This is a genomic window from Embleya sp. NPDC050154, from assembly GCF_044460165.1.
In the GTDB taxonomy this organism is placed as follows: Bacteria; Actinomycetota; Actinomycetes; order Streptomycetales; family Streptomycetaceae; genus Embleya.
On the sequence record NZ_JBITJP010000010.1, the window covers coordinates 164723 to 188963 of the forward strand.

Sequence of the window (24241 nt, forward strand, 5' to 3'; positions counted from 1 at the left end):
AAGTCAAGGAGGAGCATCGTGCCCGCGCCCCGAAAGTTCAGCCGCGAGCAACTGCGCACGGCGGCCCTGACCCTGGTGGACGCACACGGCCTGGGTGCGCTGACCATGCGCAGCCTGGCCGCGGCGCTGGGCACCGGGGCGATGACGATCTACAACTACGTGGACGGGCGCGAGGGCCTGGAGGGGCTGCTCGTCGAGGCGGTGATGGCGGACGCCCTGCCGGCTCTCGACGAGCAGCACGCCGAGGACGACGACTGGCGGGTCGACACCCGCCGGCTCGCCGAAGCGAACTGGCGTGCCGTACGCGCCCATCCGGACGTCATCCCGCTCATCCTCACCCGCCGGATCACCGACGGGTCCACGCTGGCGCACGGCGAGGCGTTGCTGCGCGCGCTCGCCCGCAGCGGCCGGCGCGGGGCCGACCTGCTGTACGCGTTCCGCGCCGTGACCGGCTTCGTCACCGGCTTCGCCCAGGCCGAACTTGCCGGCCCGCTCTCGATCGCGCCGGACGAGGACGTCCGGGCGATCACCGACCGGGCCCGCGCGCTGCCCACCGACCGTTTCCCGTACCTGATCGAGATCGCCGGGGCCGCCGCCGAGAGCACGCCCGAGACCGAGTTCCACGCCGGTCTCGACCTGCTGATCGCGGGCCTGGACGCGCATTCGGCCGGCCCGCGCCCGAACCCGTCTTCGGGGCCGGAAGGGACGTGATCGAAGACGTGATCGGAAGATCAACCGCTATGTCCGGGAATGGTGGCCGGCGTTCGCTCGTTGTACCGAACAGTCGGTGAACGGGTGTCCCCGGGCCCAACCTTTGCCGCCGCGAATTACCGTTCGGCTGGAGTCGCGGCGTGCCCCCCGCCGAGAGGTGATCCCGCTCACCGACGCCTGAACGACGGCGCCGCCCCCTCCCCCCGAGGGCGGCGTCGTCCTTGTCGTTCGCCACCGCTTCCCGCCCCGCGCGGCACGCGCGCCGCGCCGTGACCCATGCCATACCCGAACCGATCGTCCGCGCCGCAACCAACCTGTGCGCGAAGCCGTCCGTTTCCGAGGAGGCCGCCGTCACGACGACGTGCGGCCGGCACCTGTTCGGTCCGTTCCGGCCGCCCGGTACGGTGTCGAGCCAGTCCGCGGCAACGCGGCATCGGTTCGACGACATCTTTCTCGGGGGTCGTTTTGAGTTCCGCACCGGAGTCCGGTGGTCGCCGTCGGCGCGCGAACGCGTCGCGACCACCCTCCTCCGACGCGGTCTCGACCGCTCCCGCGGCGGACGGCGAGGAACTCGGTGCCGAGCCCGCCGACGAAGCGCCCGCCGTACCGCGCGCCCGCCGAGGCGAGGACGCCTCGGGCGGTCGGGCCGCCCGACGGGCCAAGGGCACCGGGCACGGCAAGCCGCGCCGCTTCCGCAAGCTCAAGATCACCGCGCTGGTGATGTCGCTGGTGCTGGTCGCGCTCGGGATCACCGGCTACGTGATCTATCAAAAGCTCAACGCCAACATCAAGCACAGCAAGCTCAACACCAGCGACGTGGACGTGCCCAAGGAGGCGCCCGACGAGTTCGGCCGCACCCCGATGAACATCCTGATGATCGGCTCGGACGGCCGGAACGACCCGACCGACTGCAAGCTCGGTGGCGCCTGCGACGGCGGCGCGCCGCGGGCGGACGTGCAGATGTTGCTGCACGTCTCGGCGGACCGCAGCAACGCGTCGGTGATCAGCATCCCGCGCGACACCCGCGTGGCGATACCGGCCTGCACCGACCCGAAGACCAAGCAGAAGTTCCCGCCGATCAACGCCACGATCAACGAGAGCCTCGGTCGCGGCGGGCCCGGCTGTGTGGTCGGCACGTGGCAGTTGCTCACCAAGGTCCACATCGATCACTTCATGATGGTCACCTTCTCCGGCGTGGTCTCGATGGCCGACGCGGTCGGCGGGGTCGACGTGTGCGTGCAGTCGAACATCCAGGACGAGGCGGTCGAGTACGTCAACGGCGAACGGCACGTGATCGGTTCGCACCTGCGGCTGACCGCCGGCACGCACAAGATCCAGGGCGAGGACGCGCTCAAGTGGCTGCGTACGCGGCACGCCTTCGAGGACGGCAGCGACGTCGGGCGCACCCACGCGCAGCACATGTACCTCAACTCGATGGTGCGCACGCTCAAGTCGAACAGCACCATCACCAACCCGATCAAACTGTTCAAGGTCGCCGACGCCGCGACCAGGTCGCTGACCGTCGACGACGGCCTCAACGGGATCCAGAAGCTCACCTCGTTGGCGACCACGCTGAACAAGGTGAACACCAACCGGATCACCATGACCACGATGCCGCACGACGCGGATCCGCAGGCCCCCGATCAGCACCTGGTCCCGGCCGCGTCCGCCGAGACGTTGTTCAAGATGGTCCGCTCCGACGTCGCCTTCGACAAGAACGGCCCGCCGCCGGGCACCGAGACCACCGCGCCGCCCTCGGCACCGCAACCGCCCCCGCCGCCCGCGGTGGACAAGGCCGCGATCCGGATCACCGTGGTCAACGGCACGACCAGGACGAGCCTGCCCTCCGCTGTCACGGAGGGCCTGATCGCACAGGGCTTCACGAAGACCACGAAGGACCCGAACCCGATCAAGCGACAGACCAGCGCGGTGATCTTCCCGGCCAAGGACCAGGTCCAGGCGCAGGCCGTCGCCGACGCGCTCGGCCTGCCCGCCACCGCGTTGTCCCCCCAGCCGAACGCGACCCACGTGACGGTGCAGATCGGCGCGGACTGGGGCTCCGGCGCCACCTTCAAGGGCGCGGGCAAGAGCAGCACCCCCTCGGCACCGCCGTCCGCCCCGCCGCCCCCGCCGGCCGGTGAACTCCCCAAGGGCTCCTCCGCCCTGAACGCTTCCGAAGAGGGCGCGTGCATGAAGGTCTACACCGAGGCCAAGGACCGCAACGGCAAACCGATCTACACCTGGTAGCAACCGCCGGGGAGCACCGGCCCAGGCCGAGCGATTCGGGGCCTCGGCCGGCGCCGGTACCCGACTCGGCGGCGCCGGCACGCCCGAACTGTGGGGCGGATTAAGCCGGTTCACCCCCAATCGTCCCGACGCCGGGTCGACCGCCCGTCGGAAAGACGTCAAAAAGACGGTAAGGTGGCCCTACCGAAGACATGTCGTACGTCGGCCTGCGCGCCGACGCCGTCCTCGGTGGGCGAGGACGTCGGCCATTGCGGCCGGATCCGCAGGACTGGTGAACCGGGTTTCCGGCGACCGCGGTTCGCCCGCCGACCGAGCGCACAGCGCCATCGCGACTCTCGCGTCGCCATCCACCGCAGGCGGTCACGCCCGCGTCGAGCCCCGGCACGCCGGTATTTCCCGGCCCGTTCCCGGCAGGTTCGACGTCGCGCGCCGGCCGCGTCCACGGGTGGCTTCAGCGCCGAACTTCCGCCGCCCCGCCGGGGCGTGTCGTCCGAAGACGGTGCGCGCACGGTCCGACCCGCGACCGGTCCCCACCGGCCGCGGTCCCCCATGACCCGAACCACCGGCGACCCGGGTGCGAACCCCGGATCCGGACGACTGGAAACCAGGTGCCCACGATGACCGCCATACCCCACCATCGCCCCGTCGGTCCGCTCACCGTCGCGCAGGCCATGCGGCCGGCCGAGCTGCGGATCGACGTGAACACCATGGTCGACAAGGCCGTCGACATCATCCGGGTGGCCGACGCCGACCACGTGATCCTGCACGCCGAGGACGGCCGCTGCCTCGGCGTCGTGCGCCGGGCGCAGCTCGCGCCGTACCAGAACCGCTCGTGGTACACCGCGCGCACGCCGATCGGGAACATCACGCACGACGGCGGCCCGTTCGCCCGGCCGGAGATGCCCGCCGGCGAGGCGCTGGCCACCATGCGTGCCCGGGGCATGCGGGTGTGGGCGGTGACCGACGAGGCTGGTCGCGCCGTCGGCCTGCTCACCCCGGACGTGCTGCGCACCGTGCTCACCGGCGAGCGCGGCCCGCTCGACGCTGCTGCCTGAAGCCCGGACGCCTAACCGGCCGCGCCCGAGGCCGCCGGGTAGTCCACGTAGCCGCGCGCGCCCCCGCCGTACACGTCCGCCACCGGCGGCGGGGCCAACGGCAGCCCCTCGGCGATCCGCGCGGGCAGGTCCGGATTGCTGATGAACAGCCGGCCGAAGGCCACCACGTCGGCCAGTTCGGCGGCCAGCAACCGCTCGGCCGTCGCCGGGTCGACCGGCGTCGGGCCGTTGTGGTTCGCGATCAGCGTGCCGGTCCAGCGCGGGCGCAGATCCGCGAGGGCGGCGTAGTCGCCACGCTCCAGCACGTGCAGGTAGGCCAGGCCGAGCGGGTCGAGCGCGTCGACCAGGGCCCGGTAGGTCCCGCGCGCGTCCGCCTCGCGGATCTGGTTCTCCGGGTTGTCCGGCGAGATGCGCAGGCCCACCCGGTCCGCGCCGATCTCGGCGGTGACCGCGGCCACCACCTCCAGTACGAAGCGCAGCCGGTTCTCCCGCGACCCGCCGTAGCGGTCGGTGCGCAGGTTGGTGTTCTCGGCCAGGAATTGCTGGAACAGATAGCCGTTGGCGCCGTGGATCTCGATGCCGTCGAACCCGGCCTCGATCGCCCGCCGCGCACCGCGCGCGAACGCCGCGATCACCTCCTCGATCTCGGCAAGGGTCAGTGCGCGCGGGGTCACGTGCGGCAGCAGGCCGTCCCGAGTGAAGATCGGCGCCTCGGTGATCGGCACCGCCGAGGGCGCGGTCGGCGTCGTGCCGTCCAGGGTCACCGGGTGCGTCATCCGGCCCACGTGCCACAGCTGGGCGAAGATCCGGCCGCCCGCGTCGTGCACGGCGGTGGTGATCTCGCGCCAGCGCGCGACCTGTTCGTCGGTGCGCAGTCCCGGGATGCCGGGGCCGGACTTGCCGAGCGGGTGGATCGAGATGCCCTCGGTGATCAGCAGCCCGGCGCCGGCGCGCTGGGTGTAGTAGGCGGCGGCGTGCTCGCTCGGCACACCGGTGGTGTCGTCGGCGCGGCCCCGGGTCATCGGGGCCATCGCGATCCGGTTGGGCAGGTCCAGGAGGCCGCGCCGGTGCGGGGTCAGCAGCGGGTTCGCGGTGGCGGTGGGAGAGGTCAACGCGTCATCCGTTTCATCGGGTCGATCGGTTTCGGTGGGATCGGGGCCGGCGGTCGAGCACGGTGACCTCGATCTGCGTACATCAGGAAGGTGTATGCTCATACATTGTTTGCTTGTGCATGCATAATCTGGCACTGCATGTAACCTGCTGTCAACAGCGGTCGTACGCTCCGCCGGACCGGCCGCCGGGACTCCACCGAACCGGCGACCCGCCCGCACGGGCGACTCGCCCACACGGCGAAAGGGGACGGGCCATGGACGCGAAACTCTGGGAACAGGTCGTCGTACTGCACGCGCGCGTCGAGTACGACCTCGGCAGGACGCTGCAACGGCGGCACGGAATCGGCCTGTCCGAGTACCGCGCGCTCTCCCGGCTCTCGGTCGCGCCCGACGGCGAGCTGCGCATGCAGGAACTCGCCGATTCGATCGGTCTGAACCAGAGTTCGGTCAGCCGCCTCGCGGTCCGCCTGGAAACCGACGGACTCACCCGACGCGACCTGTGTCCCAAGGACCGCCGAGGCGTATACACGGTGATCACCGACGACGGGCGCACCCGGCTGGCCCAGGCCGACGCCACCTACGCGGAGGCGCTGACCGCCGCACTGGCCAAGGCCGCCGCCGATCCGCACCTGGCGGAGGTGACGACGGCCCTGGGCGCGATCCCGGTCGCCCTCTGACCCGGAGCGGTGCTCAGCGCCCGGCCAGGAAGCGTCGCTGGTCGCCGAGGTACCCGGCGGCGAACAGGTCACGCGGCGCGAAGACCGCCGTGAACCAGGTGTCGACCCGCGAGTCCTCGATGTCCTTCTCCACCATCGAGTGCGCCGCGCCCGGGTAGTGCCGGACCGTCAACTCGGCCCGCCCGCCCAGCAGTCGGCGATACTCCGCCTCGGTCTCCGCGACGTCCACGTTCACGTCGTGCCCGGCGAGCATCAACAACACCGGCACCCGCACCCCGGCCAGGTCCGCGCTCGCGTCGGCGGCGAAGTTCCTGCGCGCGAACGCCCACCGGTCGGCCGGCATGTCCGCGGCGTCCCCCAGGGCCGCGCGGTACCGCTCGTGGCTCGCCCCCTCCTGGAGCAGCCGTCGGGTCTCGTCGCTGCGCCGCACCTCGGTCTCGATCCGCTCCGCCGAGGCGTGCTCGGCGCGCAGTTCGGCGAGCAGGTTGTAGCGGCCCTGACGCAACCAGTTGATCGCGGGCGAGACGGCGATCAGGAACCGTACGTCCGGCGTGCGCGCGGCCACCTTCGGCAACACCCAACCCGCCTGACTGGCACCCCACAGGCCCACCCGCGCGTGGTCCACGTCCGGCCGGGAGCGACTCCACGCGATCGCCGCCTCGGTCTCCCGGGCGCGGTCCTCCATGCTCTGGTCGAGCCAGTTCCCCGGCGCGCCGTCCACTCCGGGCTTGGTCCAGGACAACGTCGCGTAGCCCGCCCGCGCGTACGCCTCCATCTGCGGCCGGTAGAACCCGTCGTTGGTGGCGTTCTTCGGCCCGTCGCCGTGCACCAACACGACCAGCCCGTACGGACCGCGCCCGCGCGTGGGCTTGGCCAGCACACCGTCCAGCCGTTGCGCGCCGTCCCGGAAGGAGATCCGCTCCTCGTCGAGGTCGTAGGTGTTCGCACGGTCCGCGTACACCACCGCGCCCAGGCCGACCAACAGGAGCAGCGCGACGATCGCGGCGCCGATCGTGAGCCCGCGATGGCGTCGAACAACCGATCCGAGCTTCATGCCTTCGTCTCCTTCATCCGGCTGCGTATCGCACCCTCATCCGCAATAACTATCGAATTGCAAACGCTCGTCTGTCAAACGAACGTTTCAAGTATGCTGTCTCCGGATGCCCGGCATGATCGACCACGACGCCGAGGACGACCCACCACCCGGAGGCAGCGATGGACCAGGCGAGCGAGCCGAACGATCGACGCGGTTCGGATCACCGGCACCCGGGCGCGCTGCTGATCCGCCGCGGCCTGCCGCCCGACGCGCGCCGGCGGGCGGCCGAGCTGTACTGGGAGGCGTTCGGGCGCAAGCTGGGCACCGCGCTGGGCCCGGCCGAGGCCGGGACGGCGTTCATCGCCGAGCACCTGCACGCGGACCGCGCGATCGCCGCGACCCGGGACGGCGTACTGGTCGGCCTGGCCGGCTACACGCACGGTGGCCATGGCCTCACCGGCGGCACGGCGCGCGATGTGCTGCGCGCGTACGGCCGACTCGGCGGCCTGCACCGCGTCGCCATCCTGGCCCTGCTCGAACGCAGGCCCGGGTCGTCGGAGTTGGTGATGGACGGGATCGCCGTCGACCCGTCGCAGCGCGGCACGGGCATCGGCAGCCTGCTGCTGGACGAGGTGGCCGTGCTCGCCCGCGAACTCGGCTGCCGACGGATCCGGCTCGACGTGATCGACGTGAACCCGCGTGCCCGCGCGCTCTACGAACGACACGGCTTCGTCGCGACCAGGACCGAGCACACGCCCTACCTGCGCCCATTGCTGGGCTTCGGGGCCGTGACCACCATGATCCGCAGGATCGGGCCCGCCTCGACGCCCGCGCGCGGGTGAGCGGGATGGGCCGCCCCGCGCGCTCGTATGCTCGGGCCATGCCAGGAACGCCAGGAGTCGACCCGGTCGAGATCCCGACCCGCACCCTCGTGTACGCGCTGGTGCGGCCGGACGGCAGCGTGGACGCGGGCGAGCTGTACACCGTCGCGGGCGAGCTCGGGATGACCGACCAGCAGGTGCGGCTGTGCGTCAAACGCCTGATCGCCGAGGGGCGGTTCACCCATCACGGTCGTGGTCGCAAGGCGGTGCTGAGCGCGTCCGAGGACACCCTGCGCACCATCGAACCCAACGTCGAGTTCGTCCGCTACGCGTTCCGCCAGGATCGCGGCCTGGAACCGTGGGACGGCACGTGGCGACTGGTCGCGTTCGCGATCCCGGAGTCCGCGCGATCCGCGCGCGACGCGCTGCGCGACGCGATCCTGCGACTGGGCGGCGCGGCGCTGCACGGCGGCCTGTACGTGTCCGCGAACGAGTGGACCGACCTGGTCTCGGCCGAGGCGGGCCGCCTGGGCGTATCGGACGCGGTAACCCTGCTCACCAGCCGGGACCTGCGCATCGGCCCGCTCGATCGCCCGACGGAACTGGCCGCCCACCTGTGGCCGCTCACCGAATTGGCCGAGCGCTACGAGCGCCTGATCGAGACCACCCGCCCCAGACTGGCCCGCCTGGAATCGAACGCCGACATCGACGACGTCGAACTACTCACCATCGGCGTCGAGTTGACCGTCGAATTCAGCCGAGCAATGGAACCCGACCCCCTGCTCCCCCCGGAACTCCTCCCCACCCCCTGGCCCGGCCACCAGGCCCGCAACCTCCTCTCCCGAGCCTGGAACGCGGTAACGGCCCGAGACCACACCCACACAACCCGCCGCCTATACCGCCTATACGAACCCGACCCCCACCCCCTCTGACCAACCCGAAACTCGCCCCCACCCCCGCTCGAAGTCACCCCAAAACCCCAGCACACGCCCCAAGCCGACCCAAACTCAACCCGCCCGGCACTTGAGGGCACCCGAAAACCGCAGCGCATCCATGAAGCTCACCCAACCCCTCCGGCCCGTCCGGCGCTTGAGGACACCCAGGACACCCCAAAAGTCCAGCAAACTCACCAAGCCCATCCACAATCAGCCCGTCCGGCGTTTGAGGACAAAAGGAACCCACGCGCCGCGAAGCTAGGTCGACAACACCGCGATCACCTACGACACCTGGCAGCGCGCGACCGACGCGGACCTGGACGTGGTGGCCGAGGCCGGCGAGACCAACCTGTACGGGCCCTGGCGCACGGTGCAGGCGTTCCTGCCGCTGCCGCGCCGCTCGGCCCATCCCAGGGTGGTTCAACGTGAGCAGCGAGGCCGCGTCGCTGACCAACATGGGCGGCGGCACGCCCACGTACACGATCTCCAAGGTCGGTCTCAACGCGCCCACCCGGATGCTCGCGGCCGAACCGCGCCCGGACCGCGTCCTGGTCAACGCGATCTGCCCGGGCTGGGTGGCCACCGAGATGGGCGGCCCGGGCGGGCGCCCGGTCGCGGCGGGCGCCCGGTCGCGGCGGGCATCGTCTGGGCGGCGACCCTTCCCGACAACGGCCCCACCGGCGGCTTCTTCCGGGACACCCACCCGCTGCCGTGGTAGCGGGCGGCGTGCCGAGCCCGCGCGACCCCATATCGTCGAGCCATCCGAGGGAACGTGGGTCGAGGGAGTGGTCGTGGAGGTCGAGCAGTTCGCGGTCGTGGTCGCCGAGCGCATGGGGCGCCCCCGGCGCAACGAGCGCCGCTCGCGCGGCGAGCGGCTGTTCGACGCGCTGCGCGAGTTGGTGGAGGGCGGCGACCTGCTCGCCGAGACCCGGCTGCCGTCCGAGCGCGCGCTCGCCGAGGCGCTCGGGCTCAGTCGCGGCACGGTCGCCTCGGCCTACCTCTCGCTGAACCGGATCGGCCTGGTCGAACGGCGCCACGGCAGCGGCTCGTACGTGCGTCCCGGCGGTCGGCCGACCTTCTCCCGCTGGCTGCGCGAGGGCGCCATCGTGGTCGACCTGGCCAAGGCGGTCGTACCCGACGCCTCGCTGCTGCCGGACACCGCGCTGCGCGTGGAGGACCTGCTCGACGCCCGACCACAGGACGGGTACGCGCCGGCCGGCGACCCGCGACTGCGCGCGCTGGTCGCGGCGCACGCGTTGCCCGCGGGGTTCGGCGCGGAGGACATCGTGGTGACCTCGGGCGCGCAGCAGGCGATCCACCTGGTCGCCGACGCGCTGCTCGCGCCCGGCGACCGGATCCTGGTCGAGCCGACCACCTATCCCGGGATGCTCGCCGCGGCGTACCGCTTCGGCGCCGAGGCGATCCCGGTGCCGGGCGATCGGCACGGCTTCGATCCGGACGAGTTGCGGGCGGCGATCCGCCGGCATCGACCCGCGTACGCGTTCTCGCTGCCCGTGCACAACCCGACCGGAGCCATGGTCTCGGCCCGGCGGGCGAAGGCGGTCGCCCGGGTGGCCGCCGAGGAGGGCGCGCTGCTGGTGGAGGACCGCACCCTCGCCGAGCTCGCCGACGGGCCGGTCGCCTCGGCGGCCGAACACCTGCCCGAGCGCACGGTGTGCCTGGGTTCGCTGTCCAAGACCACGTGGGGCGGTCTGCGGCTGGGTTGGGTGGCTGCGCCGACCTCCGTGCGGACCCTGCTGATCGAGGCCAAGCAGCGTACCGACCTGGCCTGTTCCACGCTGGACCAGCAACTCGCGATCCACCTGCTGCGCGACCCCGACCGGCCGAGGCGGGTCCGCGCTTGGGCCGACACGCTCGCCGCCCGCCGGGACCACTTCGCCGCCGAACTCACCCGGCACCTGCCCGAGTGGGAGTGGACCCTGCCAAGCGGCGGCCTGTCCCTGTGGGCCCGGTTGCCCGGCGTGGACGGCGAGGACTTCGTCGCCGGCGCCCTTCGCCACGGCGTCGCGGTCTCCCCCGGCGCCGTCTTCGCGCCGGACCCGGACAGCGCCGCCGAGCACATCCGCCTGAGCTTCGCGTGGCCCGAACCGGTGCTGTCCCAGGCCGTCGAACTCCTGTCCGCGGCCTGGCGCGAGGCCCGTCGGGTCCGCTAGTGCCGCACCAGGGCGGGCCCGGGTCCGTTCCGGGCGGTGATGAACTCCCTTGTCCGGTAAGCCGCCCGCCCGCACCCCGGCCCGCACCCCCGGCCCGCGCCGAGGGGCGGCTCGGGCGTGTCCGGATGGCGGATCGGCACTAGTGGACCAATAGCGATCGGGCTAATGTGCCACTCATCAAGTGGCCCATCGAAGTGTCTCTCGGTGATCCACTTGTCGAGCACGCCCGACGGCGGCGCCGCACGGCGCCCGCGGCCGAAGGCGACCACGCACGAGCGCACGAGGGCGGGAGCAGCAATGGCACTGACCGAAGCGGACCGGATCTGGATGGGCGGCACGCTCGTGCCGTGGGCGGACGCGAAGGTGCACGTCCTCAGTCACGGACTGCACTACGGCACCGGCGTACTGGAGGGCACCCGGGCCCACCTCACCCCGCGCGGCCCCGCGGTGTTCCGGCTCGACGACCACCTGCGGCGGTTCCGCGAGAGCGCCCACATCGTGGGCTTCGAACTGCCCTACGACCTGCCCACACTGCGCGCCGCGACGCTGGAACTGATCGCGGCCAACGGGCACTCCGAGTGCTACCTGCGCCATCTCGCGCACATCGGCTACGGCGAGATGGGTCCGGCCCTGCGGCCCGAGATGGCGGTCGAGGTGAGCATCGCCGGGTGGGAGTGGCACGCCTACCTCGGCGACGCGCCGGCCGAGCGCGGCATCCGCCTGGCCACCAGTTCGTGGCGGCGCAACGACCCCAACGCGCTGCCGCCCGCGGCCAAGGCCACCGCGGGCTACCTCAACGCGGCGCTGGCCAAGACCGCGGCGCTGCGGGCGGGCTACGACGAGGCGCTGCTGCTCAACGCGGACGGCTACGTCAGCGAGTGCAGCGCGGCCAACGTCTTCGCGGTGCGCGACGGCGTGCTGTTCACCCCGCCGCCGAGCGCCGGCGCGCTGCGCGGGATCACCCAGGACACCGTGCTCACCCTGGCCGCGGATCTGGGTCTGGCGGTCCGTACCGAGAACCTGCTCCGCTCGGATCTGTACACCGCCGAGGAGATCATGGTCTGCGGCACGGCCGCGGGCGTGGTCGCGGTGGCCTCGCTGGACGACCGCGAGGTGGCCACCGGGCCGATCACCCGGAAGATCCAGGACGCCTACACCGCGGCGATCACCGGCACGGACGAGCGGTACGCGCACTGGCTCACCCTCGTGCACCAGTGACGACGGGCCGAACGGGTCGTAACGAGCGCACGACACGCCCCTAATGGGCGAACTTACCCATATTGCTGTGATTTTGTGGATATCAGGATTTACGTCCCGCTCACCCACATTTCATGGGAGATGACAATGCGCCTCCGTACCTCGCTGATCGCCGTTGCCGGCGCCGCGCTCTTCGCCTTCGCCGGTGCCGGCACCGCTCAGGCGGGCGGCCACGACGACGGCCTCGTGGTCGGTCACCACACCAGCTCCGGCGTGAAGTTCTCGGACGGCTGCGGCCACCACGGCGGCGACTTCGCCGTGTGGCACTCCACGAACTCGTTCGTCGCGATCGACTGACGTTTCGCGACTCGCACCGAAACGGCCCGTCCACCCCTCGGGGTGGACGGGCCGTTTCGCTGTGTACGGTTCCGAAGGGTCGTCGACGGCCCGAGGGCATCGACACGTCCGGATCGTCGACCTTGACCTCAAGTCAACTTGAAATTCTAGGGTGTTCTTACGCCGCCCGAACCACCGCCGACGGGCCGTGTTCGCCACCTTGGATCGCACTCGGGGAGAACCACCATGCACACCTCTTCGATCGCAGCCGCCGACTCGGCGCGGCATCGACCGACCGGTCGGCACAATCCGATCGACCACCCCATCGATGGGCACTACGGTCGAGGACGGAATCCGCCTCGGCGCCGCGCCCTCGACCCGCACCCGGGTCCGGTGCCCCGCACGGGGCCCACCCCGCGCCCGTGTACGGCTCGTGCCCCAGGTCGGCTGTACTCCTCCGACCCGAAGAGGACCTCGTGCTGATCCGCCTGCTGCGCGCGCACCTGCGCCCGTACGCCAAACCGATCGCCCTGGTGGTGCTGCTGCAACTCGTGCAGACGCTCGCCACCCTGTATCTGCCCACCCTCAACGCCGACGTCATCAACAACGGCGTGGTCAAGGGCGACACCGGCTACATCCTGCGGGTCGGCGCCGCGATGATCGGGGTGACCCTGGTCCAGATCGTCTGCGCGGCGATCGCGGTGTACTTCGGCGCGCGGATCGCGATGGGCGTGGGGCGCGACATCCGCGCGGCGGTGTTCAACCGGGTGCAGACCTTCTCCGCGCGCGAGGTCGGCGAGTTCGGCGCGCCATCCTTGATCACCCGCACCACCAACGACGTGCAGCAGGTCCAGATGTTGGCCCTGCTCGCGCTGACCCTGATGGTGTCCGCGCCGATCATGTGCTTCGGCGGCATCCTGATGGCGGTCAACCAGGACGTCCCGATGTCCTTGTTGTTCCTGATCATCGTGCCCGCGCTGGTCCTGGCCGTGGGCTGGATCGTGCGTGCGATGCCGCCGCTGTTCCGCGTCCTGCAGGGCCGGATCGACAACGTGAACCGGATCATGCGCGAGCAGATCACCGGGATCCGGGTGATCCGCGCGTTCGGCCGGGACGGCCACGAACAGGCCAGGTACGCGGACGCCAACGCCGAGATCCGCGACGTGTCGCTCTCGCTCGGCCGGCTGATGGCCTTCATGTACCCGTCGGTCCTGCTGGTGTGGGAGACCTCGGCGATCGTGATCGTGTGGATCGGCGGCCACCGGATCGGCGCCGACTCGATGGACATCGGCGCGCTGGTCGCCTTCCTCAGCTACCTCGCGCAAATCCTGATGTCGGTGATGATGGCCACCTTCATGACCATGATGATCCCGCGCGCGTCGGTCTGCGCGGACCGGATCGCCGAGGTGCTGGACACCGAGACCAGCCTGACCGTGGCCGAGGCGCCGGTGACCGCGCTGCACGCGCACGGCCGGCTCGAACTGCGCGACGTGAGCTTTTGCTACCCCGGCGCCGAGGAGCCGGTACTGCGTGGCATCGACCTGATCGCCCGTCCCGGTGAGACCACCGCGGTGATCGGCAGCACCGGAGCCGGCAAGACCACGCTGCTGAGCCTGATCCCGCGCCTGCTCGACGTGACCGGCGGCGCGGTCCTGGTCGGCGGCGTGGACACCCGCGAGTTGGACCCCGCGCTGTTGTCCCGCACGGTGGGGCTGGTGCCGCAGAAGCCGTACCTGTTCTCCGGCACCATCGCCTCCAACCTGCGCTACGGGAACCCGGACGCCACCGACGAGGACCTGTGGCGGGCCCTGGAGATCGCACAGGCCCGCGCGTTCGTCGAGGCACTGCCCGAGCAACTGGACGCGCCGATCGCCCAGGGCGGCGGCAACGTCTCCGGCGGCCAGCGACAACGCCTGGCCATCGCCCGGCTGTTGGTGGTCAAGCCGGAGATCTACCTGTTCGACGACTCGTTCTCCGCACTCGACTACTCCACCGACGCGGCGTTGCGCGCGGCGTTGGTCGAGGAGACCGCCGAGGCCACCGTGGTGATCGTCGCGCAGCGCGTGGCCACCATCCGGCACGCGGACCGGATCGTGGTACTCGACGAGGGCCGCGTGGTCGGCACCGGCACGCACCGCGAGTTGATGGCCGGCAACGACACCTACCGCGAGATCGTGCTGTCCCAGCTCACCGAGGAGGAGGCGGCGTGACCACCACCGAGGAGACCACCGAATCCGGCGACTCGACCGAGGCCGCCGTCCCGCAACGCCGCCCCGGTCCGCCGCCCGGCGGCGGACCGGCCGCGCGGATGATGGGCGGCGCGCCGACCGAGAAGTCGATGCACTTCAAGGCGTCCGGTCGCCGCCTGCTGGGCATGATGGCCCCCGAGCGCGCCCGGCTGTACGCCCTGCTCATGTGCGGCATAGCGGGCGTCGGCCTCGCCGTGCTCACCCCGCGGCTGCTCGGCAAGGCCACCGACGCGATCTTCACCGGCGTCGCCGGCGACGGCATCGACTTCGGGCACGTGCGGACCATCCTGCTGGCCACCTTCGCGGTCGTGGTCGGCTCGGTGCTGTTCGCCTTCGTGCAGGGCCGGCTGACCGCGACGATCGTCCAGCGCACCACCTACCGGCTGCGCGAGGAAGCCGAGACCAAACTGTCCCGGCTGCCGCTGAACTACTTCGACAAGCAGCCGCGCGGCGAGGTGCTCTCGCGCACCACCAACGACATCGACAACATCGCGCAGACCCTCCAGCAGGCGATGGGCCAGATCGTGCGCTCGGTGCTGACCATCGTCGGTGTGCTGGTGATGATGTTCTGGATCTCGCCGCTGCTCGCGCTCGTCGCGCTGATCAGCGTGCCCACCTCGATCCTGGTCACGATGCTGATCGGCAAGCGCGCACAGCCGCAGTTCGTCAAGCAGTGGTCCAGTACCGGCAAGCTCAACGCGCACATCGAGGAGATGTACACCGGACACGCGCTGGTGAAGGTGTTCGGTCGGCAGAAGGAGTCCGCCGAGGTCTTCGACAAGCACAACGAGGCGCTGTACGCGGCCGGTTTCAAGGCGCAGTTCATCTCCGGCCTGATCCAGCCCGCGATGGCCTTCGTCGGCAACCTCAACTACGTGCTGATCGCGGTGATCGGCGGCCTGCGAGTGTCCTCCGGCGCGATGACGCTCGGCGACATCCAGGCGTTCATCCAGTACTCGTACGAGTTCAACGGTCCGGTCACGCAGGTCGCCTCGATGGCCAACCTGCTCCAGTCCGGCGTCGCCTCGGCCGAGCGGGTGTTCGCGCTGCTCGACGCCAAGGAGCAGTCCCCCGACCCGGAGCCGCCCGCCCGGATCGAGAAGGTGACCGGGCACGTCGCCTTCGAGGGCGTCTCGTTCCGGTACGACCCGGCCAAGCCGCTGATCGAGGACCTGGACCTGGAGGTGCACCCGGGCCAGACAGTGGCCATCGTCGGTCCCACCGGCGCGGGCAAGACCACCCTGGTCAACCTGCTGATGCGGTTCTACGAGGTGACCGGCGGTCGGATCACCGTGGACGGCGTGGACATCGCCACGATGGCCCGCGAGGATCTGCGCGCCCCGATCGGCATGGTGCTCCAGGACACCTGGCTGATCGGCGGCACGATCGCGGACAACATCGCGTACGGCGTCGGCGACGTCTCGCGCGAGCAGGTGGTCGCGGCGGCCCGGGCCACCCACGCCGACCGCTTCGTGCGCACCCTGCCGGACGGGTACGACACCGTGCTCGACGACGAGGCCGGCAACCTCAGCGCGGGCGAGAAGCAACTGCTCACCATCGCACGGGCGTTCCTGACCGAACCGCAGATCCTGGTGCTGGACGAGGCGACCAGTTCGGTGGACACCCGCACCGAGGTGCTGATCCAGAAGGCGATGAACTCGCTGCGCCGGGGCCGGACCAGCTTCGTGATCGCCCACCGGTTGTCCACGATCCGGGACGCGGACGTGATCCTGGTGATGGAGTCCGGCTCGATCGTCGAACAGGGCACGCACGAGACGCTGTTGGCGGCCGAGGGGGCGTACGCGCGGCTGTACGCCTCGCAGTTCGCCCAGCCGGCGGCGGAGATCCTCTAGATCGGCCGAACCCGCCACGCGGGTGCCCGAGGTCGCGTACCTCGGGCATCCGCGCGCTTCCTGCGGTTCCGCGGTCAGCCGGCGGATCGGGCGGATCGTGGCGCCGGTTCGGGCGCGGCGTGCGCGCCGCGGTTGCCGGACAGGACCAGGCCGACCAGGAGTTGGCCGACGGCGGTGACCACGAGTGCGGCCATCGGCACCGTCCAGCCGCCGGTGGCGCCGTGCATCAGGCCCAGTGCGAACGGGCCGGTCGCGGCGACCGCGTAGCCCAGGGACTGGGCCAGCGTGGACAGCGCGGTCGTCTCGGCGGCGCCGGTGCCGCTGCCGCCGATCACGGAAAGCACCAGCGGGAACGAGCAAAAGCCCAGGCCGACCGCCGCCGCCCAGACCGCGGGCAGCGCGACGGGGGCCACGAGCAGGCCGACGAAGCCGATCAGCATGCTCACCGACACCACCACGAACGCGGGCCGCAGCCGCCCGGTGGCCCGCACGAACGCGAGCAGCGCGAAGGTCGCCGGGATGCCCGCCCCCTGGGTGATCGCGAGCATCGCGCCCGCCTTGCCGCTGCTCATCCCCTCGTCCGAGAGCAGCGTCGGCAACCAGCCGACCAGGGCATAGCAGTTCAGCGCCTGGAGCGCGAAGTAGGCCGTGACCAGTCGGCCCAGCCGGGTGCGCGCCATCGTCCACGGCGACACGTACGCTGCGGGGCCGGCCTTGGCAGTGAGCGCGTGCGGCGCCCGGACCAGCGACCACACCAGCAGCGCGGCCACGGCCGGCAGCGCCCACACCGCGAGCCCCAGCGACGGCGAGTCCAGGCCGTCCGCCACCGGCACCGCGATCGCGGCGGCCAGCGTCGCGCCCAGCGCCATCACCGTGGTGTACACCCCGGTCAGCACCGACACGCGGTGCGGGTAGTGCGCGCGCAGCAACGCGGGCAGCAACACGTTGCCCACGGCCAGGCCGGACATGCCCAGTACGGTTCCGGTCAGCAGCGCCCAGGTGGTCGGCACGACCCGGATGCCCAGCCCGGCGGCCAGCGCGAACAGCGCCACCAGGACCGCTCGTTCGGTGCCGAACCGGCGGGCCAGCGGTGCCGCGGTCAGCCCGGCGGCGGCGAAGCACAATGTCGGCAGGGTCGGCAGCAGCGACGCGGTCACCGAGCCGAAGCCGAGCGTGTCGCGCAGCGCCTCCAGGAGCGCGGCGGCGCTGCTGATGCCCAGCCGCAGGTTGAACGCGATCAGCACGATGCCCACGCCGGCCAGCCACGCGGCACGGGTACGACCGGCCGGATCGGTGGTCGAAGCCAGGGGTGCGCCGGCGGCTACGGAGGCTGCGGAAGTCATGGATCAAAGGTAAGACGTCTGATGAATCCTGTCCAGGCGACGGAGAGTTGACATCGAGTGACGTCCGATCATCGGATGTATCCTGGTCCTGTTTCGGTTCGACGTCGCAGGTCGCGTCGACGTCCCAGGTCAGGAGCCCGCCCGATGAGCAGCCTCGAATCGGTGCGCCGACCGGCGCTGTCCGCCGAGGTGATCGCCCGGCTGCGGGAGCGCATCACCTCCGGCGACTGGCCGGTGGGCAGCCGCATCCCGCCCGAGCCGGAGTTGATGACCCAACTCCAGGTGGCCCGGGGCACGGTCCGCGAGGCGGTCCGCGCACTCGCGCACGCGGGCCTGCTCGACGTGCGCCAGGGCGACGGCACCTACGTGCGCGCGGTCAGCGAGCTTTCCGGCGCCGTCGAGCGGCTGTACGGCGGCAGCGACATCGGGCAGGTCCTGGAGGTGCGCCAGGCGCTCGACCTCCAGGCCGCCCGACTCGCCGCGATCCGCGCCGAGGAGGCCGACCTGACCGTGCTCGAGGGCGCGCTGCGCCGGCGCCGGGCCGCGTGGGACGAGCGCGACTTCGAGGCGTGGCTGGCCGCCGACTGGGAGTTCCATCTCGGTGTTGCCGACGCGGCGCACAATCCCCTGCTGGCCGAGCTGTACCGGAACCTGTCCGGGCCGGTGCGCGAGTCGGTGGCCGGTTCCTGGACCGACCCCGACTACCAGGGCGCGAATCCGGGCGGCCACGAGGACCTGTTGCGGGCGCTGCGCGAGCGCGACCCGGTCGAGGCCGCCCGGCAGGCGGACGCCAACCTGACCGACACCCACGACTGGCACGCGGTGCGGTCACCGAAGGGAACCGGCTCGTAGGCTCGATGGGCACCTGCCGATCCGCGCGGGGTGGGTCGCGCGTGCGGGGCGACCCGGTGGGGCCTGGGACGTGGATGCCCCGCACGCGCTCGGGGTCGGAATCGGGATCGGGATCGGGATCGGGATCGGGATCGGGATCGGGATCAGGCCACCGCGGCAACGGCGTTGGCGGCGGCGGTGATCCGTCGCAGGTCGGCGTCCGAGGTGATGTACGGCGGCATCGTGTAGACGAGATCGCGGAACGGCCGGAGCCAGACGCCGTGTTCGACCGCCACCCGGGTAGCCGTCGCCATGTCGACCTCATGGTCGAGCTGGACGACGCCGATGGCACCCAGGACCCGCACGTCCGCGACCCTCGGGAGCGCGCGGGCCGGGGCCAGGCCCTCGGCGAGGCCGGCTTCGATGCGGCCGACGTTCGCCCGCCAGTCCTGGTCGAGCAGCAGGCCCAGCGCGGCGTTCGCGGCCGCGGCGGCCAGCGGGTTGCCCATGAAGGTGGGCCCGTGGGCCAGGACCGGGGACTCGCCGGCGGCGATGCCGGCCGCCACCTCCTCCGTACACAACGTCGCGGCCATGCTCAGGTAGCCGCCGGTCAACGCCTTGCCGAGGCACATCACATCGGGGCTGACGCCGGCGTGGTCGGCGGCGAACAGCTCGCCCGTGCGGCCGAATCCGGTGGCGATCTCGTCGAAGATCAGCAGCACGTCGTGGGCGGTGCACAGGTCGCGCAGCGCGCGCGGGTACTCCGGGGGATGGAAGCGCATGCCACCCGCGTTCTGCACGATCGGCTCGACGATCACCGCCGCGACCTCGTCCCGGTGACGGGTCAGCAGCGCGTCCAGGTGCTCGACGTAGGCCGGGTCGAACCCGCTCGGCGGGGCGTCGGCGAACACCTGCTCGGCCAACCTCCCCTGCCACAACCGGTGCATCCCGCCCTCCGGGTCGCACACCGACATCGGATGCCACGTGTCGCCGTGGTACCCGCCGCGCCACGTGAGCAGGCGCCGCTTGTCGCCGCGACCTCGGGCCCGCCAGTACTGGAGGCACATCTTCATCGCGACCTCCACCGAGATGGATCCGGAGTCGGCCAGGAAGACATGCCGCAGCGGCTCCGGGGTGATCTCGACCAGGGTGCGTGCCAGTCGAATCGCGGGCTCGTGGGTGAGTCCGCCGAACATGACGTGACTCATGCGCCCCATCTGCTCGCGGATCGCCGCGTCGATCACCGGATGCGCGTAGCCGTGCACGGCCGCCCACCACGACGACATGCCGTCCACCAACTCGCCGACGCCACCCACCGGTTCGGCCAACCGCAGGCGAACTCCCGCAGCCGACTCGACGAGCAGCGGGCGTCCGGTGCCGGGCATCGGCGCGTACGGATGCCACACGTGTTCACGGTCGAGGTCGAGCAGTTCGCCGGGGGTCAGGTCCGCCCGCCCGGCTCGGTTCGGCGCCGGGTCCGGGTACTCGGTCCCCGATACGGCCTGCCCACCGACGCCCGCCATCGCGTCCGGGCCGCCCCCGCTGTCGGCCCTCACGCGTTCGGCGGAAGGTCGCTGCCCGCGCCCCGGCGGCGGATCGCCACCAGGTCGTGCCGGGCGTCCGGCAGGGTCTGCTCGTCGGCACCTTCGATCACGAAGCCCGCGTCGGCGATCATCTGCCGGTCGTCCGCGCCCGGTTGGCCCTCGCTGGTCAGGTAGTCGCCCAGGAACATCGAGTTGGCCAGATGCAGCGCGAGCGGCTGCATGCTCCGCAGATGGATCTCCCGTCCACCCGCCAACCGCACCTCGACATCGGGGAAGAAGAAGCGGAACAACGCCAGGATGCGCAGGCAACGCTCGGGGGTCAGCTCCCAGTTCTCCGCCAGCGGCGTGCCCTTGAACGGGATGAGGAAGTTCACCGGAACCGAGTCCGGATCCAACTCGCGCAGCGCGAAGGCCAGATCGACGATGTCGGAATCCGACTCACCCATCCCGAAGATGGCCCCGGAACACGGCGACAGACCCGCCGTACCGGCGCGTCGGAGGGTGTCCGTGCGATCGGTGAAGGTGTGCGTGGAGCAGATGTCGGAGTACCGCGCCTCACTCGTGTTGAGGTTGTGGCTGTACGCGTGCGCCCCGGCCGCAGCGAGGCGTTCGGCCTGGCCGTCGGCGAGCAGACCCAGGCAGACGCAGATCTCCACGTCCGGGCTGCCCTCCTTGACCGCGGCGATGGTGTCCTCGATCCGGGTGATGTCCCGGTTGCCGGGCCCTCGCCCGCTGGCCACCAGGCACACTCGCTTCGCCCCCGCCTGAACCGCCTGATCGGCCGTCCTGGCGGCCTCCTCCGGGGTGATCCACGAGTACTTGAGGATCTCCGCCGCCGACCCGAGCCGTTGTGAGCAGTATGAGCAATCCTCCGGGCACAGCCCGCTCTTCATGTTGATGATCGTGTTCAGCTTCACCCGCCGGCCGAAGAAGTGCCGGCGCACGCGTGCCCCTGCGGCCACCACGTCCAGTACCTCGTGCGCTCCGCCCAGAACGGCCAACGCCTCGTCCCGGGAGGGTACTTCCCGCCGCAATGCCTTCGCCGTCAACTCATCGAGATCCAAGTCCATACGCCCCACCCTCGCCCGCCCCCGGCACCCACCCCAATCCCCCGACCCCACAAGATCACCCCCAAGCATTTGTCCCGACTCCCCCAAACCCCACCCACCCATACCTGGTATGCACGGAGACCGCGGACGCGGCGGACGCGGCGGACGCGGCGAACACGGCGAACACGGCGAACACGGGGAACACGGCGGACGCGGCGAACGCGGCGAACACGGGGAACACGGCGGACGCGGGGAGCGGGCACGGGTCGGGTCCGGTCGGCCGAGCACACGGGTCGCGGCCGGGGTCGATCAATCGGGGACGCGCGGCCGGGGTCGGGCTGGGTGGGTCGCGCAGAGCGAGGACGCGCACCCGACCACGCGCGAGCCCGGGCCGGGCAAAAAACGGGGACGAGCGGTTGGAGGCGCGGAAGTCGAAACCGGGCGGGCCGCTGGGCGGGAGGGGCGGTCGAGGTCAGACGGCCCGGGGCGCACGGACCGGGGAAGAGCGAACCGGGACAAGGGATCGGGGATGGCCGGGCGGCCACGCGCGGGCCGGAACCAGTGCTCGGGAACGGGCGGCCCGAGACGACCGAATCGAGGTCGGACGGGCCGGACGCGCGAGTCGAGGCCAAGCGAGCGAGGACGCACGGGCCGGGGACACGCGGGGCGGGAACGGGCCGCCGGGGACGGGCGCGGCGGCAGGAGCGGCAAGGTACGCACGCACGGGTCGCGGCCCGGTGGCCGACTACGCACGAGTCGCGGGGCGCGGCTGGGCACGCGCGGGGCCGGCCCGGAGGCAGACCACGCGTGGGTCGCCGGAACGCGCGAGTCGCCCGAGCGCGGCTGGGTGCCCGCAAGGCGAGCGCGGCACGACGGCCGACTACGCGCGGGGCGCGGGAGCGTGGCCGACCGCGCTCGGGGCGCGGGGGCCGTCAGGTGGTGGTCAGGGGTTCGGCTGCGGTGAGGACGGTGAAGATGTGGTCGACCGTGGTCTGTTTTTCGCCGACGGGCGCCACGTAGTCGATTGCGGCGCGGGCGTGGGACTCGCCCAGGGTGCGGGTGATGGCCCAGGCGCCCAGGTATTGGGAGGCCAGGCAGCCGCCGGCCGTGGCGATGTTGCCGGACGCGTGGAACGGGGCGTCCAGGACCTCGACTCCGGCCGCCTCGACCCAGGGGCGGGAGGTCGCGTCCGTACAGGCGGGCAGGTCGGTCAGCAGGCCGAGGCGGGCCAGGACCAGGGCGCCCGAGCACTGGGAGCCGATGAGCTGACGGGTCGGGTCCAGGGGCAGCGCCGCGAGGAGCGCGTCGTCGGCGACCACGTCACGCGTCCTGATGCCACTGCCGATCAGCACGACGTCGGCTTCGGGGATGAAGTCGAGCGGGCGTTGCCCGGTGATCTCGACGCCGTTCATCGAGGTGACGGTCGGGGCGGGCGTGGTGATGTACGCCGTCAGGCCGTCCTTGCGGCAGCGGTTGACGATGGCCGCCGCCACGAAGCTGTCCAGTTCGTTGAAGCCGTCGAAGGTGACCACGGCAACCTGAATCATCGGTGCATCCCCGTTCGGATCGGTACGTCCGCACTCCATCGGTACGTCCGCACTCCCCGGCAGGCTACGCCCCGACGGCCGGGCGCCCCGATGCGTGTGCGAGCTACACCGTCCCCATCCGCCTCGTCACCACGATCTCGATCACCACACGATTCGGATTCACCCGCGGCTCCCGATAGCGCTCGGTGTACCGCCGGACCGCCTCGGCGACGGCCTCGGCGTCACCGGCGATCCTCGCGCCGCCCTCGAGCGTGGACCAGCGCCTCCCGTCCACCTGGGAGATCGCGACCCGGGCACCCGGACCCGCCGCCAGCACGTTGCGGACCTTCCTGCTCGCGCCGTCCGAGATGACCCGCGCGATCCCGGACACGTGGTCGTACGTGGCGCCGACCGGCACCAGGTGCGGCGTGCCGTCGGGACGGTGGGTGACCAGCAGGCACAGGTGTCGTTCCTGCCAAAAGGCCTGGAAATCCGGGGTGGTGGACGGCGGAACGTGCAGCGTCATCGAGATCAGGTCTTTCACGATCGGGCCTGCCGGGTCGAGCCGGGCCGCTCCCGGCCCGCCGACCAGCAGTATGACGTCCACCGCCCGCGACCCACGCACTCCGCGATCGGCCGGCCCGCCCCGGCCGAGCGCTCAGTCGGCCCGATAGACCTCCGACATCGCCTGCGCCTGCGCGTACGTCGGCGCACCGGCGGGTGCCGCCTCCTCGTCGTGCGCGACCGCCCAGGCCAGATCCACCGCGCTTTGCACCGCGACCCGGAACAGCAGCGAACCCGTGCTGATCCGCCGCACCCCCAGCTTCGCGAGCCGGGCCCGGGACAGGCCGGTCGGGCTGTACAGGATGTTCAGCGGCGCGTCGGTGGCCCCCACCAGGGTCTCGATCGCGGCCTCGTCCTGGAGCCCGGGTACGAACACGCCGTCCGCGCCCGCCGCCCGGTACGCCCGGATCCGCCGCGTCGTCTCGTCGAGCGAAGCGCCCGGACCGCCTGCCCAGTACGTGTCGGTGCGCGCGTTGACGAACAGCGTCGGTGCGGCCTCCTTGAGTGCGGCGATCACCGCGACCTGGTGGTCCGCGTCGGTCAGCGAGCCGTCGGCCCGCCCGTCCTCGATATTGACGCCGGCCACCCCGGCCCGCACCAGCTCGACGCCCAACGCCGCGACGTGCTCCGGGCGCTCGGCGAAGCCGCCCTCGATGTCGACGCTGACCGGCACCGGCAGCCGCGCGATGCCCACCCCGAGGCGTACCGTCTCCTCCCGCGTCCCGCCGACGCCGTCCGGCTTGCCGGCCGCGATCGCCACCCCCAGGCTCGTCGTCCCGATCGCCGCGAACCCGCGCTCGACCAGCGCGGCCGCGGTGGCGTGGTCCCACGCGTTGGGCAACAGCAGCGGTGCCTCGGCCTGGTGCAGGGCCCGGAACTCCGCGAAGCGATCGGCGTTGGCGGCCTGGTGCGTAGTGCTCATCGAGCGTGCCCCTCCGAGTCGACGGCGACCGCGCCGAACGCGGCCGAACCCCACCGATC

General features: G+C 71.7%; 20 protein-coding genes. 12 read left to right on the forward strand and 8 right to left on the reverse strand.

The window, feature by feature from the left end; translation table 11 throughout:
* The first annotated feature begins 18 nt into the window (after positions 1–18).
* The 3 genes from ACIBSV_RS22260 to ACIBSV_RS22270 all read left to right on the forward strand — a co-directional run bounded on the left by ACIBSV_RS22260 (position 19) and on the right by ACIBSV_RS22270 (position 4013).
* A complete protein-coding gene (locus ACIBSV_RS22260) occupies positions 19–711 on the forward strand; it encodes a TetR/AcrR family transcriptional regulator C-terminal domain-containing protein (protein WP_395865591.1) in 693 nt (230 codons plus the stop codon).
* A gap of 465 nt (positions 712–1176) precedes the next feature.
* On the forward strand, positions 1177–2958 hold the full coding sequence (locus tag ACIBSV_RS22265; RefSeq protein WP_395865593.1) for an LCP family protein: 1782 nt from the start codon (positions 1177–1179) through the stop codon (positions 2956–2958).
* 617 nt (positions 2959–3575) lie between these two features.
* Positions 3576–4013 carry a CBS domain-containing protein gene (locus ACIBSV_RS22270; RefSeq protein ID WP_395865595.1) on the forward strand — a complete coding sequence of 146 codons (438 nt, stop codon included), beginning with the start codon at positions 3576–3578 and terminating at the stop codon, positions 4011–4013.
* A gap of 11 nt (positions 4014–4024) precedes the next feature.
* Here the strand turns inward: ACIBSV_RS22270 and ACIBSV_RS22275 are convergent, their stop codons facing one another.
* Entirely contained in the window at positions 4025–5125 is a 1101-nt protein-coding gene (locus ACIBSV_RS22275; protein WP_395865597.1) for an alkene reductase, read from the reverse strand.
* Between the two features lie 254 nt (positions 5126–5379).
* Here ACIBSV_RS22275 and ACIBSV_RS22280 point away from each other — a divergent pair, with 254 nt between their 5' ends.
* The gene (locus ACIBSV_RS22280) at positions 5380–5802 is read left to right on the forward strand and encodes a MarR family winged helix-turn-helix transcriptional regulator (protein WP_395865599.1); all 423 of its coding nucleotides are present in this window, start codon (positions 5380–5382) and stop codon (positions 5800–5802) included.
* 13 nt (positions 5803–5815) lie between these two features.
* On the opposite strand, the gene ACIBSV_RS22285 is transcribed toward ACIBSV_RS22280, so the two are convergent.
* Entirely contained in the window at positions 5816–6856 is a 1041-nt protein-coding gene (locus ACIBSV_RS22285; protein WP_395865601.1) for an alpha/beta hydrolase family protein, read from the reverse strand.
* 161 nt (positions 6857–7017) lie between these two features.
* Between ACIBSV_RS22285 and ACIBSV_RS22290 the strand changes: the two genes are divergently transcribed.
* The 7 genes from ACIBSV_RS22290 (at position 7018) to ACIBSV_RS22320 (ending at position 16403) form a co-directional block, all read left to right on the forward strand.
* Entirely contained in the window at positions 7018–7680 is a 663-nt protein-coding gene (locus ACIBSV_RS22290) for a GNAT family N-acetyltransferase (RefSeq protein WP_395865603.1), read from the forward strand.
* 38 nt (positions 7681–7718) lie between these two features.
* On the forward strand, positions 7719–8591 hold the full coding sequence (locus ACIBSV_RS22295) for a PaaX family transcriptional regulator C-terminal domain-containing protein (RefSeq protein ID WP_395865605.1): 873 nt from the start codon (positions 7719–7721) through the stop codon (positions 8589–8591).
* Between the two features lie 428 nt (positions 8592–9019).
* A complete protein-coding gene (locus tag ACIBSV_RS22300; protein ID WP_395865607.1) occupies positions 9020–10768 on the forward strand; it encodes an aminotransferase class I/II-fold pyridoxal phosphate-dependent enzyme in 1749 nt (582 codons plus the stop codon).
* Positions 10769–11065: 297 nt separating this feature from the next.
* A complete protein-coding gene (locus ACIBSV_RS22305) occupies positions 11066–11986 on the forward strand; it encodes a branched-chain amino acid transaminase (protein WP_395865609.1) in 921 nt (306 codons plus the stop codon).
* Positions 11987–12112: 126 nt separating this feature from the next.
* Entirely contained in the window at positions 12113–12322 is a 210-nt protein-coding gene (locus tag ACIBSV_RS22310) for a hypothetical protein (protein ID WP_395865611.1), read from the forward strand.
* A gap of 455 nt (positions 12323–12777) precedes the next feature.
* The gene (locus ACIBSV_RS22315) at positions 12778–14511 is read left to right on the forward strand and encodes an ABC transporter ATP-binding protein (protein WP_395865614.1); all 1734 of its coding nucleotides are present in this window, start codon (positions 12778–12780) and stop codon (positions 14509–14511) included.
* Positions 14508–16403: an ABC transporter ATP-binding protein gene (locus ACIBSV_RS22320; RefSeq protein WP_395865616.1), complete on the forward strand. Its 1896-nt coding sequence runs from the start codon at positions 14508–14510 to the stop codon at positions 16401–16403. Before ACIBSV_RS22315 ends, ACIBSV_RS22320 begins: the two co-directional genes overlap by 4 nt.
* A 74-nt stretch (positions 16404–16477) precedes the next feature.
* Here the strand turns inward: ACIBSV_RS22320 and ACIBSV_RS22325 are convergent, their stop codons facing one another.
* Positions 16478–17746: an MFS transporter gene (locus ACIBSV_RS22325; protein WP_395865618.1), complete on the reverse strand. Its 1269-nt coding sequence runs from the start codon at positions 17744–17746 to the stop codon at positions 16478–16480.
* Positions 17747–17890: 144 nt separating this feature from the next.
* Here ACIBSV_RS22325 and ACIBSV_RS22330 point away from each other — a divergent pair, with 144 nt between their 5' ends.
* Positions 17891–18598 carry a FadR/GntR family transcriptional regulator gene (locus ACIBSV_RS22330; RefSeq protein ID WP_395865620.1) on the forward strand — a complete coding sequence of 236 codons (708 nt, stop codon included), beginning with the start codon at positions 17891–17893 and terminating at the stop codon, positions 18596–18598.
* A 143-nt stretch (positions 18599–18741) separates the two neighbouring features.
* Here the strand turns inward: ACIBSV_RS22330 and ACIBSV_RS22335 are convergent, their stop codons facing one another.
* The 5 genes from ACIBSV_RS22335 to ACIBSV_RS22355 all read right to left on the reverse strand — a co-directional run bounded on the left by ACIBSV_RS22335 (position 18742) and on the right by ACIBSV_RS22355 (position 24182).
* A complete protein-coding gene (locus ACIBSV_RS22335) occupies positions 18742–19962 on the reverse strand; it encodes an adenosylmethionine--8-amino-7-oxononanoate transaminase (RefSeq protein ID WP_395865913.1) in 1221 nt (406 codons plus the stop codon).
* A 167-nt stretch (positions 19963–20129) separates the two neighbouring features.
* Complete coding sequence (gene bioB / locus ACIBSV_RS22340; protein ID WP_395865622.1) at positions 20130–21191, reverse strand: biotin synthase BioB; 1062 nt, start codon at positions 21189–21191, stop codon at positions 20130–20132.
* 911 nt (positions 21192–22102) lie between these two features.
* Positions 22103–22717, reverse strand: a complete 615-nt coding sequence (locus tag ACIBSV_RS22345; RefSeq protein WP_395865624.1) for a DJ-1/PfpI family protein — start codon at positions 22715–22717, stop codon at positions 22103–22105.
* Between the two features lie 103 nt (positions 22718–22820).
* Positions 22821–23222 (reverse strand): pyridoxamine 5'-phosphate oxidase family protein, encoded by a 402-nt coding sequence (locus ACIBSV_RS22350; RefSeq protein WP_395865915.1) that lies wholly within the window; start codon positions 23220–23222, stop codon positions 22821–22823.
* Between the two features lie 132 nt (positions 23223–23354).
* Positions 23355–24182 (reverse strand): isocitrate lyase/phosphoenolpyruvate mutase family protein, encoded by an 828-nt coding sequence (locus ACIBSV_RS22355; protein ID WP_395865626.1) that lies wholly within the window; start codon positions 24180–24182, stop codon positions 23355–23357.
* Positions 24183–24241 lie beyond the last annotated feature (59 nt).